The sequence below is a fragment of the Bradyrhizobium sp. UFLA06-06 genome (genome assembly GCF_054820065.1).
In genome coordinates, this window is record NZ_JADFUD010000055.1 from 1 (window position 1) to 15,588 (window position 15,588).

Genomic DNA, 15,588 nt, shown 5'->3' on the forward strand with positions numbered 1-15,588 from the left:
CCCCGCCTCCCCCTTCAGATCGGTCTTAGAGAATCGCAGATTCGCCTTTGCGCAAAGCCCTCGCAAGCGGGAGAGGGAGCGCACCTTCTCCGCGATGACTGTCCGACCTTACAGGATCGCGCCTTAGCGCGGCTTGGGCATGCGCTTGAACTTGACGCTCTTGCCGTCGGCCTGGCGGGTGGCGATGTAGCCGGCCTCGAGGCAGGCCTCGCGCTGCGGCATCTTCTCCTGCGGGCTGCGCAACGTCTCCCACCACGACGCCCGGTGCGCGGCGCGCGGCAGCGCCGCGTCGATGATCGCCTCGATCTCCTCGAAGGTCAGCACGAATTCGGGCAGATGCTGCTTCTTCAGATAATCCCGCAATGCGTCGTAGTCGTTCACAACGTCCTCGATGACAAAAGTCCGGCAACCACCCGTTAACCCATTCGGCGGCTGCTGTCGCCATTTAAGGCGACAACAACAATTCCCGATGCATGACGGCGCTTTGGAGCGGGACATGCGATTTCGGCGCGGAAAGGACGCAAGGCGGCGCTGGCGGCTCTCGGCAAGGCTGCTGATCGCCTCGTCGGTTGCGACCGTCCTCGGCTTCTCCGCGGTCTGCGCCGGCGTGATGTTCGACATGCGCCGCGGCGAGGAGGAGCTGGCCCGCCGCACCCTGGAGAATCTGGCGTCGGGTATCGAGGCCGACGTCAGCCGCAACATCGAGCTCTACGACCTGTCGCTGCGCGCGGTCGCCAGCAATCTCGAGATGCCGGAGATCCGCAACATCAGCAAGGAACTGCGCCAGCTGATCCTGTTCGACCACGCCGCGACCGCAAAACATTTCGGCGCGATCCAGGTGTTCGACATCAAGGGCAATTTGACCATTGACGCGGCGAGCCTCGATCCGCGGCCGGAGAACCGCAGCGACGAGGAGTATTTCACGGTCCAACGCGACAATCCCGATGCCGGCCTTTACATCAGCCGGCCAATGCTGCATCGCGGCGCCTACGCCATCGTGCTGAGCCGGCGCATCGTCGACGACGCGGGCCGCTTCCTCGGCGTCGTGGTCGGCTCGATCCGCTTCAGCTATTTCCACGATCTGTTCGGGCGGCTGAACCTCATGCCGGGCGACACCATCACCGTGCTGCGCAACGACCGCACCATCATCATGCGGACGCCGTTCGATCTCGACGTGATCGGCAAGAACCTCGCGGAGCAGCTGGACTGGAAGGCCGAGAACCTGAAGGCGGGCGGCGCCTTCTCGGGCAAGGGCCCGGTCGACGACACGCCGCGGCTCTATGTCAGGCGCAGCAGCTCCGGGCCGCTTTACGTGGTGGTCGGCAAGCCGCTCGAGGCCGTCTTCAACCTCTGGCGCACCGAGGCCATTCGCATCGGCGCGATCATGGCGTTTCTGATCCTGTTCGTGCTCAGCGCAACGCTGGTCCTCGCCCGCGAGATCGTCCGCCGCGCCGACGCCGAGGACAAGCTCGAGGAGATGGCGACCACCGACGCCCTCACCGGCCTGAAGAACCGGCGCAAGTTCGACGGCGAGATCGAGCGCGAATGGCGCCGTGCCGGCCGCTACGGCCAGCCGGTCGCGCTATTGATGATCGATGCCGATCATTTCAAGGCCTACAACGACACCTATGGGCATCAGGCCGGCGATCAGGTGCTGGTCGGGATCGCGATCTGCATTTCGGACGCGGTGCGCCGCGCCGGCGATTGCCCGGCGCGCTTCGGCGGCGAGGAATTCGCGGTGCTGCTGCCCAACATGACCGCGCTCGAGGCCTTCAACCTGGCCGAGACCATCCGCCACAAGGTCCAGCAATGGTGCGCGGGCGAACTGATCACGACAGTCAGCATCGGCGTCGCCAGCATGCGGCCGACCGCGGGCCAGCAATGGTCCGACCTGATCGAGGCCGCCGACAAGGCGCTCTACGCCGCCAAGGCCAACGGCCGCAACCAGTCGGTGCTCGCAACCGCGCCGAAAATCGCGCTGGTGGCGTAGGATCGGAGTCGGCAGCGAAGACACTGGCCGCACGTCCAATCAAAGTTCGTCGCGCAATCTCTCCGCATCGTCGTCCCGGCGAAGGCCGGGACCCATAACCACCGCATGTGATTGTGAACGGAATTGTGGCCCCAGCGTCGCGCAACAATGAGCATTTGGGGTAATGGGTCCCGGCCTTCGCCGGGACGACACCGAGTTTGTTGCGACGTCGAGACACACATCGCATTCTGACCGCACGGCAGCCGCGTTCACGCCACCTCAACCCCGCCGCTTCTTCTTCGGCTTCTTGCCGAACTTCGGCTTCGCCGACACGTCCGGCCACTGCGTGCGTCCGGCGTGACTGGACTTGCCCGGATGCTTCTTTTTCTTCCCGAACCGTGGCTCGTCGCCGGATTTCGGCCTGAAGCCTTTTCCGTCCCGATCGGATCGGAACGAGTCCCTGGATTCCTTTTTTGACGCGTAGTCCTGACGCGAACCGCTCGCGCCTTCGCTGGAAAACGCTCTGGCCTCGCGATCCGGTTTGCCGCGCCGCTTTCCTGCCCCCTCGTCGCGCGGCTCGTCGGCGCGCGGCGCGCTGTATCCGCCGTCGTCCTTGTCGCGCCAAGGATCGTGCCTGGGCTTGCGCGCCGGCTTCTCGCGCACCTCGCCCTGCGGAGCGTCGGCCAGCGGTTCGATGCGGATGCTGTCTTCCTTGTCCGGACGCTTGATCTTGACCGCGAAGGACTCCGCGACCCGCGCGGCGATCTCGAACTCGGTGGTCGTGTCCATGATCTTGATCGCGCCGATGTCGCGCTTGTCGATGCCGCCGCGGCGGCAGATCATCGGCAGCAGCCAGCGGGCTTCGGCATTCTTCCGGCGCCCGATCGCAGCGCGGAACCAGACGGTCGCCTCCTCCATGCCATGACGCGCGGAGGACTTGCCGGCCTTCGATCGCGGCCCGGCGGCACGATCATCGCGGCGCGAGGCGCGCTCGCCGCGGCGATCGTCACGGTCCCGACCGCGTCCCTCGCCGGGATCGAGAATGTCTTCGGGCGCAGGCAGCCGCGCGCGGTAGAGCCGGGCGAGCGCCGCGGCAATCGCCTCGGGCGCGCGTTCGGCGAGCAAGGCCTGCGCCAGTGCCTGATCATCTGATGTCGCCTCCTCGGAGAACACCGCATCCTGCAGCAGGCGATCATGGTCGAGCTTGCGGATCTCCTCCGCCTGCGGCGCGGAGCCCCAGGCCACATCGATACCGGCGAGATCGAGCAGCAATTCGGCGCGCCGCCGCCGTGCCGGCGGCACCAGCAGGATGCTGACGCCCTTGCGCCCGGCGCGGCCGGTGCGGCCCGAGCGATGCTGCATGACCTCGGGGTCTTTCGGCAGATCCGCGTGAATGACGAGATCGAGGCTCGGCAGGTCGATGCCGCGCGCCGCGACGTCGGTCGCGACGCAAACCCGCGAACGTCCGTCGCGCAACGCCTGCAGCGCCTGGGTCCGCTCGTTCTGGGTCATTTCGCCCGACAGCGCGGCGACGGAGAACCCGCGCTCGAGCAGCGCCGCCTGCAAATGCCGGACGGCCTCGCGGGTGTTGCAAAACACCAGCGCGCTCGGCGCCTCATGGAAACGCAGCACGTTGACGACGGCGTGCTCGACGTCGTCGGCGGCCACCCGGATGGCGCGGTACTCGATATCGGCATGGCCGCCCTCGTCACCGGCGACCTCGATCCGGAACGCCTGCTCTTGATACTGCTTGGCGAGCGCAACGATGCCGCGCGGGAACGTCGCCGAGAACAGCAAGGTGCGGCGGGTGTCCGGCGTGGTCTCGAGGATGAATTCCATATCCTCGCGGAAACCGAGATTGAGCATTTCATCGGCCTCGTCGAGCACCACGACCTTGAGTTCCGAAATGTCGAGACGGCCGCGCCGCAAATGGTCGCACAGCCGGCCGGGGGTCCCGACCACGATGTGGGCGCCCTCGGCAAGCTCGCGCTGCTCGCGGCGCGGGTCCATGCCGCCGACGCAGGAGACGACGCGGGCGTCGGCGTGTTCATAAAGCCAAGCAAGCTCGCGCTGGACCTGCAAGGCGAGCTCGCGCGTCGGCGCGACGATCAGGGCCAGCGGGGCGGCAGCCGGCTCGAACCGCTCGGCGCCGTCGAGCAGGTCCTTTGCCATGGCCAAGCCGTAGGCAACGGTCTTGCCCGAGCCGGTCTGGGCCGAAACCAGGAGATCGCGGTCGACGGCGTCGGCGGCGAGCACCGCGAGCTGGACCGGGGTTGGCTGATCGTAGTTGCGCTCAGCCAAGGCGCGGGCGAGCGGCGGACTTGTGGTCGGAAAGGGCACGAGATGGGAAACCTTGATTGGTCCGGGCGCAGAACGTCGAGCGGGACGACCTGGAGCTGCATACCCGGCAGGCGGCACAGCCGCATGACGATTTGGGGTGCTTTACGCCAAGACCGACCAAATCGCCATGCCCCCGTCGCAGAAAAGCTGGCGCGGATCAGGCTGGCTGCCCGATCGGGGCCGTAGGGCCGGTCAGCGCGATGGCGCGTGACGGCTTCGCCTGACCCGCAAGACCGTCTGATCGGCGAGAGTTGCCGCTACTTGCCACCTTGGCGCATGTGAGAGGCCAAGAGGGAACGACAGCGGGACGAGCACCGTTGCGGGACTCCATGGTCGCTGCATCACTTCGCCTTGAGCGCCTTCTCGTGGCTCTCAAGCGCCGCTGTCATCAGCTTCGGCAATTGCGCGGCATAGACCTCGATGAAGGTCGCATCGCCGCAGGCCTCCGGATCGCGCGCGGCCTGCTCGGCAACGCGCGCGGCCCTGGCCTCGCATTTCGCGAACATGTGCCAGAACCAATCGGCATTCTTGCCGAGTGCCGGCTTGTTCTTCTTGATGACGGCGGCGCCGACCGCGCTCATCGCGCTGACGACGCCGGCGCCCAACGTGCTGATGGCGCGCGCGTTAAGGATATCCTCGCGCCCTTGCGCGGTGGCGTTGGTCGCGGTCGCTCGTCCCTTGGCCGGCATGCTGTGAGCTCCTTCGATCCCTGTGGCGCGCGCAGCATCGGCCGCGGAAGTTGAGGAAAGCTCAAGGGGCATGGTTGAGAACCGCTATGGATTTCATTCCGGTTTTATGCGCTTCCGAACGATCGGGCCTGGAGGGGAGTTTTGCCCTCTCCTCCGCCGCGAGAATCCGTCAGCTGCCGTTACCCTTTGGCGCCGTAGCGGCGGATCAGCTGATCGGCGACATCGTCGAGATCAGTGCCGACGACCTGCGGCTGCGGGCCGACGCCGAGCACATCGTTGCCGGGACGCTTGATCAGCGCGGCCTCCCAACCGGCGGCGACCGCGCCCAGCGTGTCCCAGGTGTGGCAGGCGATCAGGCAGAACTCCGAGGGCTTTGCCCCGAGCTCCTTCTCGACATAGGCATAGGCCTGCCGCGACGGCTTGTGGTGCTTGACGCCATCGGCCGAGAAGCGCCGCTCGAACAGATCGACGATGCCGCCATGGGTCAGCTGCCGGGTCTGCACCGCGAGCAGATTGTCGGTCAGCGTGAACAGGCGGAAACCCGCCGCGCGCAGCTTGCGCAGCGCGCCGGGCACTTCGCCGTGCGGCGGCATGGTGGAGAATTTCTCGGTCAGCTCCTGCTTGTCGGACTCGTCGATCCTGATGCCGCGGGTGTCGGCCAGCATCTTCATGACCGCGGCGCCGATATCGGTGAAGGGCACGTAGCAGCCGGCCACCGTGAGCGAGGCCGAGTACATGATGAAGTTGGCGAACCACAGCCGCATCGCGCTCTTGTCGTTGAAGATGCGGGCGAACACCGGCTCCATGGTCTCGAGGTCGAGCAGCGTTTCATTGACGTCGAACACAATCAAGGGAAGTGCCGCCATTTTGTTGGTCTCCGTTGCTTAGTCTTTTGCTGGTCTCAGCCCCTGTCCTTCATCCGGCTGCGGTGCGCTGCCTGCTTGGCGCGGTTGCCGCAGATCGCCATGCTGCACCATCGGCGCGCACGCGCCCGCGTGTGGTCGGCAAACATCAGCGTGCAGGCCGGGCCCTCGCACGCCTTGATGTCGGAGAAGCTTTCCTCGCAGACGACCCTGGCCATCGCTTCCCCGATCGGCAGCAGCAATGTTTCGGCCGAGCGCCAGCGCCGCGTCCGCTCCAGCGCGAAACCGTCATGGCCATCACCGCCGTCCTTTTGGCGATGCGCCACGATCCGGCTAAACGCCTGATCGCTTTCCAGCAGCCGGTTCAGCGGCTCGAGCTCCTTGAGCGCCCGCGGCGTCAGCGGCCGGCCCATATGCTTGCGGACGAAGCCGCGGAACCATTCGCGCAAATCGCGGGCCTGACCGGCGGCGTTGTCGAGCTCGCCAGGCGTCGCGCGCGCCTTGAGCTCGTCGAGCACATCGGGCGGCACCAGCTGCGCCTGCGCGAGCCAGCGCAGCAGGCCGTCGCCATCGGCGATCCAGTCCACCGGCGTATCGACCGGCGTCGCGATCGAATTGATGAAATCGAGGCCCAGGCTATCTGCGATGAACATCGCGGGCGGATGGGATTGCACGGTGACGGCCTCCTGACGGCTTCCTGACGGCTTCGTCAGTCACGAAACAGTAACCTGATAAAATGCATTTGACAAGTTACGCGTCATGAGCCATAAGCGAGATAACCTATCAAACTGCATTTTAAGGGTTACGGCCGACACCGGCCTGAAACGAGGGAGCGGACAATGTCGAACGAGAATGTCAGCGTGGTGCTTGCCCATGGCGCGTGGGCCGACGGCTCGAGCTGGGCGCGGGTGATCACGGCGCTCGACGCCGAGGGCATCGCGGCGGTGGCGGCGCCGCTGCCTCTCACCTCGCTCGCCGACGACGTCGCCGCGCTGAACCGCACCCTGGACCGCGTCGCGGGCCCGGTGGTGCTGGTTGGCCATGCCTATGCCGGCGCCGTGATCGCCGAGACCCGCTCGCCGCGCGTCAAGGCACTGGTCTATGTCGCGGCGCTGGCGACGGATGAAGGCGAGACGGTCGCCGACGTGTTCTACCGGCTGCCGCCGCATCCGTTCGCGCCCAAGCTCGCGCCCGACGCCAATGGCCTGATCTGGCTGCCGGAGCCCGCTTTCGCAGCGGCCTTCGCGCAGGGCGCGCGGTCCGAGGACCTCGCGGTGCTCGCCGCGGTGCAGCGGCCGATCTCGCCGGCCTGCATCACCGTGCCTGTCGGCCGCCCCCTCTGGAAGGACGTCCCGACCTGGTTCCTGATTGCCGAGGACGACCGGATGATCGCGCCCGAGACACAGCGCAGCATGGCGGCACGGATGCAGGCGACCGTGCGCTCACATCCCGTCGATCACACCCCGATCGTCACCGCGCCGAAGCTCGTCACCGACATCATCCGGGAGGCGGTCGGCGCGGTCGCCGGGCAGGCCAAGTCCTGAACTCGCAAAACCACACCACACATCACGATCACAAGGAGTGACAGATGTCTCAGGTCAAATACCGCACCGCCGATGTCGATGGCTTCAACATCTTCTATCGCGAAGCCGGCTCGGCCGGCGCGCCGAAGCTGCTGCTGCTGCACGGCTTCCCGAGCGCGGGCCATATGTTTCGCGATCTGATCCCGCAGCTCGCGGACAAATTCCACATCGTGGCGCCAGATTTGCCCGGCTTCGGCCAGTCGGACATGCCGCCGCGCGACAAGTTCAACTACACCTTCGAGCGCATCGCCGGCGTCATCGATCGCTTCACCGAGGTGATCGGCTTCGATCGCTTCGCGGTCTATGTGTTCGATTATGGCGCGCCGACCGGCTTCCGCATCGCGGTCAAGCATCCGGAGCGGATCACGGCGATCATCTCGCAGAACGGCAACGCCTATGAGGAAGGCCTCAGCGACGGCTGGACGTCGATCAAGGCCTATTGGCAGAATCCCTCGCCGGCGAACCGCGACGCGCTGCGCGCCTTCCTGTCGCCGGACACCACGCGCTGGCAGTACACCCACGGCACCTCGGATCCGGCGGCGGTGTCGCCGGACGGGCAGAACCTCGACAATTACTACATGGCGCGCCCCGGCGCCCACGACGTGCAGCTCGATCTGTTCGGCGACTACAAGAGCAACGTCGCGCTCTACCCCACCTTCCAGACTTACTTCCGCACCCACCAGCCGCCGTTCCTCGCGGTCTGGGGCAAGAACGATCCGTTCTTCCTGCCGCCGGGCGCCGAGGCCTTCAGGCGCGACAATCCGAAGGCGGTCGTCAAATTCCTCGACACCGGCCACTTCGCGCTGGAGACGCATGCCGACGAGATCGCGCAGGTCATCCGCGAGTTCCTTAGCCGCTGACTCAAGGATGTCCGCACCCACAACTCCATCCGCGTCATTGCGAGCGAAGCGAAGCAATCCATAGCTCCGCACAACGGAAGGATGGATTGCTTCGTCGCTTCAGCGCAAAATTGCTATGCAATTTTGTCGCGAGCTCCTCGCAATGACGGGCTCACATGCACTCAGTCGCGCCGACCACTCCAAGGAAGTACACATGACCCAATCCGTCGCCATCGTGACCGGCGCAAGCTCCGGCATCGGACGCGCCACAGCGCTGCGGCTCGCGCGGGATTTTTCCGCCATTGTGCTTGTCGCGCGCAGCGGCGAGAAGCTGCGCGAGGTCGGCAACGAGATCGAAGCCAGCGGCGGCACACCACTGGCGCTCGAGCTCGATCTCGCCAGGCCTGATGCCGCCGATGAAGTCGTCAAGGCCACGCTGGATCGCTTCGGCCGCATCGACGCGCTGGTCAATGTCGCCGGCGCTGTGCCTGGGCTCGATCTGTTCGAGATGACCGATACGCAATGGGACGCCGGCCTCGCGCTCAAATTCCACGGCGGCAGGCGGCTGACGATCCGCGCCTGGGACGCGCTGAAAGCGTCGCAAGGCGCTGTCATCTTCACCTCAGGCAATGCCGCCGTGCTGCCGCGCGTCGGCGCCGCGGCGGTGGGCACGATCAACGCCGCGATCGAGGCACTTGCAAAAGCCTTCGCCGAGCGCGGCATCGACGACGGCGTGCAGGTGAACTGCGTGTCTCCAGGCGCCGTGATGACCGGACGCCGCCTCGCGATGCTGGAGAAGGCCGCGGCGGCAAAGCAGGTAGATCTGGACGCCGCCAAGGCCGGCTTCCTCGGGCAGGCCGGCATCAGGCGGTTCGGCACGCCGGAGGAGATCGCCGACCTCGTCGCCTATGCCGTGTCGCCGCCGGCACGCTGGATGACCGGCACCGTGCTGCGCATGGATGGCGGCGAGATCAGATCCGTCTGAGGTCGCCGCGCCTACGCCGCCGTGACGCGCCAGATCACGTTGCCGACGTCGTCGGCCACCAGCAGCGAGCCGTCGGGGCCGAGCGCGACGCCGACCGGGCGGCCGTACGACACCTTCTCGTCGGGCGCGAGGAAGCCCGACAGGATGTCGCGCGCCGGCCCCGCGGGACGGCCGTTCGCGAACGGCACGAACACCACCTTGTAGCCCGACAGCGTCGAGCGATTCCACGAGCCGTGCTGGCCGATCACCATGCCGTCGGGGAATCCCGGCAGCGTGCCCTGCGGCATCCAGCACAGCCCGAGCGAGGCGGTATGGCCGCCGAGCGCGTAGTCCGGCTGGATCGCCTTGGCGACCATCGCCGGATCCTGCGGCACGCGATCGTCCACGGTCTTGCCCCAGTAGCAATAGGGCCAGCCGTAGAAGCCGCCGTCGCGCACCGAGGTCAGATAGTCCGGCGGCGTCTCGTCGCCGAGGCCGTCGCGCTCGTTGACGACGGTCCAGAGCACATTGGTGGTCGGCTCCCACGCGATGCCCACCGGATTGCGCAGGCCGCCGGCGAAGATGCGGCTGGTGCCCGCGACGAGATCGAGCTCATAAATCGCGGCGCGGCCTTCCTCGACCGCAAAACCGCTCTCGGCGATGTTGCTGAGCGAGCCGACGCCGGCATAAAGCTTCTTGCCGTCGGCGCTCGGCAGCAGGCTGCGCGTCCAGTGCCCGTCGGGCTTGAAACTGACGAGCTTGCGTCCCTGCGCGGTGATGCGATCGGCGCCAGCGGCATAGGGAAACGCCACCACGCCGTCGGTGTTGCCGACATAGAAGGTGTCGCCGACCAGCGCCATGCCGAACGGCTGGCTCAATCCTTCCATGAAGGCGCCGCGGCTTTCGGCGACACCGTCGCCGTCACGGTCGCGCAGCAGCGTGATGCGATTGGCGCTGACGCCGAGCGCCGCGGCGCGCCGCATCGTCGCCTGCATCGCGTAGTGGAAGACGCTGCGCGGCGTGCCAGCGATTTGCGTTGCCTCCGCGATCAGCACGTCGCCGTTCGGCAGCACGTTGATCCAGCGCGGATGATCGAGCCCGGCCGCAAAGGCGTTGACCTTGAGCCCGGGCGCGGCGACCGGCTTCTGGTCCTTGTCCCAGCCCCGCGCCGTCGGCATTTTGAGCGTCGGGATCGCGCCCTGGGGCTTGGCCTGCGGGATCTGCGGCGCGCTGCCCCAGGCGGGCGCGGGCTGCGCGCCCTGCATCCGCCGCCACGCCAAGGCGCCGGCCCCGATCGCCGCGACGACGCGGGCAAAAACTCCAGACGTGCTCATGAACTTCCCCTGTATTTGCGCCGTGTTAGCGCGCCTTGTCATTCCCTTGCCGACCGGCCGCGGCCCCAGCAGCATTCGCATAATGCCGGTCCTGATGACAGTAGTTATACGATCTTCGCAGCCGCGCACGAATCGGGGAGACTGGCTGCACGCTCCCTTGTCAGGGCGTTTTCCTCCCTGGACCTTGCCCGCCGCAGTGGCGGGCTTCCTTTTCCGAACCGTCCCGGTTTTTCGAGGCGCCGCTCGCGCATGCGCCGTTATAGACATGGAAGCATAACGCGGGCCGGCGACGGATGTATCCTGCCGGGCAGAGCCCGGCAGTGCCTTTCCGGAGCGCAAGCCCCTTCACAAGAACCTGATCCCACGCTCGCGCAGATTTGCCTTTGCGAGATGCATGGCAGATCAGGAACGCCGCTCCATGGCGGTCGTTGGTCGGGACACCAGCAAGGAGAGTGTGAATGCAACGAAAGACCAAGATATTGTCCCTCGCCGCGGCGTCCCTGATCGCAACAACGGCAGGCGCGTTCGCACAAGGCTACTATCCTTACGGGAACCCTGGTCCGAGATATTACGGCGGCCCCCGCTATCAGGCCGTGCAGCCTGATGTGATGTACTCTCCGGCGGAGCCGGGCTGGTACGGTTCATTCAACGGCACCAACCATCCAACGCCGAGCTCGACCCAGGGTGACGTGGGTCCTGAAGGGAACAACAATGGTACGCTGACCGGCGTCTACAGGCGCTGGTAGCCACGCGAATTTGAGGCTCGTCGCTCAGCTTGAGCGACGGGCCTTTTTGCTGTTCCACGTTCCACGTGACGCTAGGCTTTTCTACAACGTCGAGGCCGATCACTTCACCATCGCGCCGTAGACGATGTCCTGCACATTCTCACGATAATATTTGCGCAGTTCGCCCGGCGCCGCGGTTCCCACCACAACGACAAGGCGCTCCTTCGGATCGCAGAAAAACTGCGTGCCGTAGGCGCCGTTCCAGGTGAACTCGCCGGGATTGCCCGGCACCGACGACAGCCCCTCGCCGGTCCGCACCGCGACCGACAGCCCGAAGCCGAAGCCGCCGCGATGCGGTTCGACCGCGGCGACGTTGTTCTTGATCTCGGGCCCGAGATGGTTCGACGTCATGTGCTGCACCGTCTTGGGGCTGAGGATGCGCTTGCCGTCGAGCTCGCCGCCATTGAGCAGCATCTGTCCGAAGCGCAGATAGTCGCCGACGGTGGCGAACGAGCAGGCGCCGCCGCAATCGAACCTGGTCGGCGTATCGAGCAGCTTGATGGCTTGCGGCTTGCCGGTGAGCGGATCGTTCGGGAACGGACGCGCCAGCCGCGCGCGCTGTGCATCGGCCGGGTGGAACGTCGCATCCTTCATGCCGAGCGGCTTCCAGACATTGGCCGCGAGATAATCGCCAAGCCGTTGGCCGGAGACCTTCTCGACCACGGCGCCGAGCACGTCGATCGAGAAGCCATATTCGAACTCGGTGCCGGGCTGATGCACCAGAGGCAGCTGGGTAATGCGCTCGATGAAGGCCTGGGTATCGCCCTCGACCGCCGGCGCGGTGCCGTCGGGATAGAGCCGCGCCAGTGCGCTCGAGCTGTCGGGCCGGCCGCCATACATCAGGCCGGAGGTGTGGCGATAGAGATCGTGGATGAAGATCGGCTGCGCCTGCGGCTCCATCTTCAGCGAGCCGTCGGCCTGCTGCACGCCGACCTTCATGTCGGCGAACGCCGGATAGAACTCTGCGACCTTGGCCTGCAGCGGCAGCTTGCCCTGCTCCATCAGCGTCAACCCAGCAACCGCCGCCATCGGCTTGGTCATCGACGCCAGCGCGAACACCGCGTCGATCGGCATCGGCGTGCCCTTCACCGGATCGAGCTGGCCATACGCCTTGTAATGCACGAGCTTGCCGTCGCGCGCGATCGCCACCACGGCGCCGGGTACGCGCTTGGCCGCGATCTCGCGCGCGAAGAAGTCATCGAGCCGCGCCAGCCCCTGCTCCGAGAAACCGACCTGGTGCGCCGACGTTTCCGGGAGCGGCGCGGCGTCGGCGACGCTGAAAGCAAGACCTATGGCGGCGGCAGCCGCGGCAATGACGGTTTTTCTCATTGTTTCCTCACCGGGGGACCGCGGGCGATTTGTTATGGCGTTCGTTGCCCGCAGCTCGCAGGATTAGATCACGCCGGCGAGGGCGACAAGACTTCGCGGCGCGCGGCCGCGTCACGCGGGTGCATGCCTTCGCGAACGAAGAACGGCTCGACCTCGTGCTCGAACGTCTTCAGCGCCGCGCCGATCGCCTGGTGCATGTCGAGATATTTGTAAGAGCCGAGCCGGCCGCCGAAAATGACGTTCGGCCGCGACGCCGCCATGGCGTGATAGGACGCGAGCATGGCGCGGTCGGCGGCGGTGTTGATCGGATAATACGGCTCGTCGCTCCGGCCCGCGAAGCGGGAATATTCGCGGTAGATCGTCGTCCGCGCCTCCGCATGCGCGCGCTCCGGATGCAGATGCCTGAACTCGTGGACGCGGGTGAACGGCACCTCGGCGTCAGCATAGTTGATGACCGCGGCGCCTTGGTAGTCCGCGACGTCGTGCACCTCGCGCGCGAAGTCGACGGTACGCCAGCCGAGATGGCCGCAGGCATAGCCGAAGAAGCGGTCGATCGGGCCGGTATAGACCACGAGCTGCCGCGGATTGATGCGATCGCCGACGTCGAAATAGTCGACGCCGAGCCGGACGTCGATCGCGGGATGATCGAGCATCCGGCGGAATATCGCGGTGTAGCCGTCGAGCGGCATGCCCTCATAGCGGTCGGCGAAGTAGCGATCGTCGAAGGTGAAGCGGACCGGCAGGCGGCCGATGATGTCGGCCGAAAGCTCACGCGGGTCGGTCTGCCACTGCTTCTGCGTATAGCCGCGGATCAAGAGATCGTAGAGCGTGCGGCCGACCGAGGCGATTGCCTTATCCTCGAGACTGCCGATCCCGGAGGCACCATGCCTCCCCGCGGCGCCGTGCGCGGCCGCCTCCGCCGCGATCACGGCGCGGGCCTGCTCGGGCGTCATGACGCGCCCGAACGCCGCGCATACGGTCGCAAGGTTGATCGGCATCGAATAGACGCGGCCGTTCGCCACCGTGAAGACGCGATGACGGTAGCCGGTGAACTCGGTGAAGCGGTGCAGATAGCGCCAGACGGTCTCGGAATTGGTGTGGAAGATATGCGTGCCGTAGCGATGCACCTCGACGCCGCTGTCGGGGTCGAGCTCCGAATAGGCGTTGCCGCCGATATGCGGACGGCGGTCGAGCACGCAAACGGAGCGGCCGAGCCTGCTCGCCACCTGCTCGGCGATCACAGCGCCGAAGAAGCCGGCCCCCACCACGACGACGTCGAAGCCATCTAGCTGCATGCGCTCTCGCCCCTCATGTCGGATCGCGGCGGCGCCCGACGGAGCTTCAACGTGACGGCACGGCGGTTTCCGGCGAAATAAATCCGCCCATCAGGATAATTCCGAGCCCGGAACGGCCGACTCGGCCGTTCAACTGGCAGCATGCAGGGCGACGGAAATGCCCGCGCGAGCAGCAACCCCATCAAGCGCGGAGGTCCCATGTCCGTGATCTGCGTCCTGTATTCCAGCAACACCACCTATGATTCACTGCGCGGCATCCTGGCGATGGCGGCCGCCGAACTCGACCGGCTCGGGCACGAGGTCAAGATGCTCGATCTGCTGGCGCCGGATTTCTCGGCCCGGCTCAACGCCCTGCTGCCGCGGCGCGCCGAGACCATGGCGCTCGGCTTCTCCGGCATCGGGCTGGATATCCACACCAAGGACGGCAGATTGTTCTGGGACGTGGCCCAGATCCCCGTCTTCACCTGGTTCTGCGATCATCCCTGCTATTTCGCCCGGCGCCACGGACTCGAGAGCCGCTACACCGCGCATGGCTACGTGTTTCCGGACCACGCCGCATTCAACCGCGATCATCTGGGGGCCAATGGCGCCGTGTTCGCGACCCATATGGGCATTCCCGATCCCGGCTTCTTCGGCGGCCTGCCGCCCGAGAAGCGCAACGGCCGGCTGATCTTCGCCAAGTCCGGCTGGAATCCGGTGGCGCTCGAGCGCGGCTGGCGCAAGACGATGCCGCCAAAGCTGTTCGCGCTGCTGTTCGACGCAATCGCCGAGGCGCGCGGCAAGACCTGCGGCGCGTTTCCGAAGATCATCGTCGACGTCGCCGAGCAGCATCTGGTCTATCTGAAGCCCGGCGGCGACCTGTTCAACGTGATCCTGACCCGGCTCGACAACTACACACGAGGCGTGCGCACCCGCGAGGTGGGTGCGGTGCTCGCCGACTATCCGGTCGACTTCATCGGCGGCGGCTGGAGCGATCTCGCCGTCAGCGGGCGTCCGGCCCGCGTGCTCGGCGCGATGACCTTCGATGCGATGCGCGAAGGCCTCGGCAGTTACCTCGCCGCGGTCTCGCTCAATCCCAATATCGATCTGTCGGTGCATGACCGGGTGTTCTTCGCGCTCGGCGCCGGCACCGTGCCGGTGTTCGACGCCAACCGCTTCTCGGCCGCGGAGATGCCGCATCTCGCCCGCTTCAGCTTCGGCCAGGACACGATGAGCATCGCCGCCGCCGTCGAGGCCGTGCTGGCCGATCCCTCAGCGGCGCAAGCGGCGGCCGCGACCACCTTGCGCGAGCTCTATCCGCGCTTCTCGATGCAGCGGTCGGTGCAGGACATCCACGAGATCACGATGTCGATCGCGGGCGCCGCCGGCGCCAGCTTGTTGCCGGCCGAGCCGGTGCCCGCCGGCGTCTGGACGCCGAAGCAGGCGGCCTGATCCACGCGCAGCTAGTAGCCCGCATGAGCACAGCGACATGCGGGGCCCGCACCAACGGTCTTCCCCGGATATCGCGGAGCTCATCCGGGCTACGCTTGATTGCCATTTCCGTGGCCACCTCGCGACGGCTGCGATACGCTGCACCCGTCACCTCCGATCGGGGCCAG

14 protein-coding genes are annotated in these 15,588 nt (G+C 66.5%); 6 read left to right on the forward strand and 8 right to left on the reverse strand.

From position 1 onward, the window contains the following. Positions 1–123 precede the first annotated feature (123 nt). Positions 124–381 carry a DUF7662 domain-containing protein gene (locus tag IF803_RS32545; RefSeq protein WP_028338908.1) on the reverse strand — a complete coding sequence of 86 codons (258 nt, stop codon included), beginning with the start codon at positions 379–381 and terminating at the stop codon, positions 124–126. A gap of 115 nt (positions 382–496) precedes the next feature. Here IF803_RS32545 and IF803_RS32550 point away from each other — a divergent pair, with 115 nt between their 5' ends. Next, positions 497–1,990, forward strand: coding sequence for a GGDEF domain-containing protein (locus tag IF803_RS32550; protein WP_461194910.1), 1,494 nt, complete (start codon positions 497–499; stop codon positions 1,988–1,990). Positions 1,991–2,248: 258 nt separating this feature from the next. Here the strand turns inward: IF803_RS32550 and IF803_RS32555 are convergent, their stop codons facing one another. From IF803_RS32555 to IF803_RS32570, 4 genes are all read right to left on the reverse strand, one after another. Beyond that, positions 2,249–4,309, reverse strand: coding sequence for a DEAD/DEAH box helicase (locus tag IF803_RS32555; protein WP_461194911.1), 2,061 nt, complete (start codon positions 4,307–4,309; stop codon positions 2,249–2,251). Positions 4,310–4,650: 341 nt separating this feature from the next. Next, complete coding sequence (locus tag IF803_RS32560) at positions 4,651–4,998, reverse strand: hypothetical protein (protein WP_028338911.1); 348 nt, start codon at positions 4,996–4,998, stop codon at positions 4,651–4,653. A gap of 179 nt (positions 4,999–5,177) precedes the next feature. Further along, positions 5,178–5,864, reverse strand: coding sequence for a haloacid dehalogenase type II (locus tag IF803_RS32565; protein ID WP_461194912.1), 687 nt, complete (start codon positions 5,862–5,864; stop codon positions 5,178–5,180). Positions 5,865–5,899: 35 nt separating this feature from the next. Beyond that, entirely contained in the window at positions 5,900–6,514 is a 615-nt protein-coding gene (locus tag IF803_RS32570; protein WP_461194947.1) for a CGNR zinc finger domain-containing protein, read from the reverse strand. 186 nt (positions 6,515–6,700) lie between these two features. On the opposite strand from IF803_RS32570, the gene IF803_RS32575 reads away from it, so the two are divergent. The 3 genes from IF803_RS32575 to IF803_RS32585 all read left to right on the forward strand — a co-directional run bounded on the left by IF803_RS32575 (position 6,701) and on the right by IF803_RS32585 (position 9,268). Further along, positions 6,701–7,405, forward strand: coding sequence for an alpha/beta fold hydrolase (locus tag IF803_RS32575; RefSeq protein ID WP_461194913.1), 705 nt, complete (start codon positions 6,701–6,703; stop codon positions 7,403–7,405). 44 nt (positions 7,406–7,449) lie between these two features. After that, positions 7,450–8,304: an alpha/beta fold hydrolase gene (locus IF803_RS32580; protein WP_461194914.1), complete on the forward strand. Its 855-nt coding sequence runs from the start codon at positions 7,450–7,452 to the stop codon at positions 8,302–8,304. 193 nt (positions 8,305–8,497) lie between these two features. After that, positions 8,498–9,268 carry an SDR family oxidoreductase gene (locus IF803_RS32585; protein ID WP_461194915.1) on the forward strand — a complete coding sequence of 257 codons (771 nt, stop codon included), beginning with the start codon at positions 8,498–8,500 and terminating at the stop codon, positions 9,266–9,268. Between the two features lie 11 nt (positions 9,269–9,279). On the opposite strand, the gene IF803_RS32590 is transcribed toward IF803_RS32585, so the two are convergent. Further along, positions 9,280–10,581 carry a PQQ-dependent sugar dehydrogenase gene (locus IF803_RS32590; RefSeq protein ID WP_461194916.1) on the reverse strand — a complete coding sequence of 434 codons (1,302 nt, stop codon included), beginning with the start codon at positions 10,579–10,581 and terminating at the stop codon, positions 9,280–9,282. Between the two features lie 458 nt (positions 10,582–11,039). On the opposite strand from IF803_RS32590, the gene IF803_RS32595 reads away from it, so the two are divergent. Further along, complete coding sequence (locus tag IF803_RS32595; protein WP_075969423.1) at positions 11,040–11,327, forward strand: hypothetical protein; 288 nt, start codon at positions 11,040–11,042, stop codon at positions 11,325–11,327. Positions 11,328–11,426: 99 nt separating this feature from the next. Here IF803_RS32595 and IF803_RS32600 read toward each other — a convergent pair whose 3' ends face one another. Further along, positions 11,427–12,695 (reverse strand): serine hydrolase domain-containing protein, encoded by a 1,269-nt coding sequence (locus IF803_RS32600; RefSeq protein ID WP_461194918.1) that lies wholly within the window; start codon positions 12,693–12,695, stop codon positions 11,427–11,429. A gap of 68 nt (positions 12,696–12,763) precedes the next feature. Continuing rightward, positions 12,764–13,990, reverse strand: coding sequence for a UDP-galactopyranose mutase (gene glf / locus IF803_RS32605; protein ID WP_461194920.1), 1,227 nt, complete (start codon positions 13,988–13,990; stop codon positions 12,764–12,766). Between the two features lie 198 nt (positions 13,991–14,188). On the opposite strand from glf, the gene IF803_RS32610 reads away from it, so the two are divergent. Next, complete coding sequence (locus IF803_RS32610; RefSeq protein ID WP_461194922.1) at positions 14,189–15,421, forward strand: hypothetical protein; 1,233 nt, start codon at positions 14,189–14,191, stop codon at positions 15,419–15,421. The last annotated feature ends 167 nt before the right edge of the window (positions 15,422–15,588 follow it).

What these genes read in the sequence shown, in the direction of transcription:
- IF803_RS32585 (WP_461194915.1), top strand. Translation starts at nt 8,498, where the DNA reads ATGACCCAATCCGTCGCCATCGTGACCGGCGCAAGCTCCGGCATCGGA.
- IF803_RS32560 (WP_028338911.1), bottom strand. Translation starts at nt 4,998, where the DNA reads ATGCCGGCCAAGGGACGAGCGACCGCGACCAACGCCACCGCGCAAGGG.
- IF803_RS32575 (WP_461194913.1), top strand. Translation starts at nt 6,701, where the DNA reads ATGTCGAACGAGAATGTCAGCGTGGTGCTTGCCCATGGCGCGTGGGCC.
- IF803_RS32570 (WP_461194947.1), bottom strand. Translation starts at nt 6,514, where the DNA reads ATGTTCATCGCAGATAGCCTGGGCCTCGATTTCATCAATTCGATCGCG.
- IF803_RS32595 (WP_075969423.1), top strand. Translation starts at nt 11,040, where the DNA reads ATGCAACGAAAGACCAAGATATTGTCCCTCGCCGCGGCGTCCCTGATC.
- IF803_RS32600 (WP_461194918.1), bottom strand. Translation starts at nt 12,695, where the DNA reads ATGAGAAAAACCGTCATTGCCGCGGCTGCCGCCGCCATAGGTCTTGCT.
- IF803_RS32565 (WP_461194912.1), bottom strand. Translation starts at nt 5,864, where the DNA reads ATGGCGGCACTTCCCTTGATTGTGTTCGACGTCAATGAAACGCTGCTC.
- IF803_RS32610 (WP_461194922.1), top strand. Translation starts at nt 14,189, where the DNA reads ATGTCCGTGATCTGCGTCCTGTATTCCAGCAACACCACCTATGATTCA.
- IF803_RS32590 (WP_461194916.1), bottom strand. Translation starts at nt 10,581, where the DNA reads ATGAGCACGTCTGGAGTTTTTGCCCGCGTCGTCGCGGCGATCGGGGCC.
- IF803_RS32550 (WP_461194910.1), top strand. Translation starts at nt 497, where the DNA reads ATGCGATTTCGGCGCGGAAAGGACGCAAGGCGGCGCTGGCGGCTCTCG.
- IF803_RS32580 (WP_461194914.1), top strand. Translation starts at nt 7,450, where the DNA reads ATGTCTCAGGTCAAATACCGCACCGCCGATGTCGATGGCTTCAACATC.
- glf (WP_461194920.1), bottom strand. Translation starts at nt 13,990, where the DNA reads ATGCAGCTAGATGGCTTCGACGTCGTCGTGGTGGGGGCCGGCTTCTTC.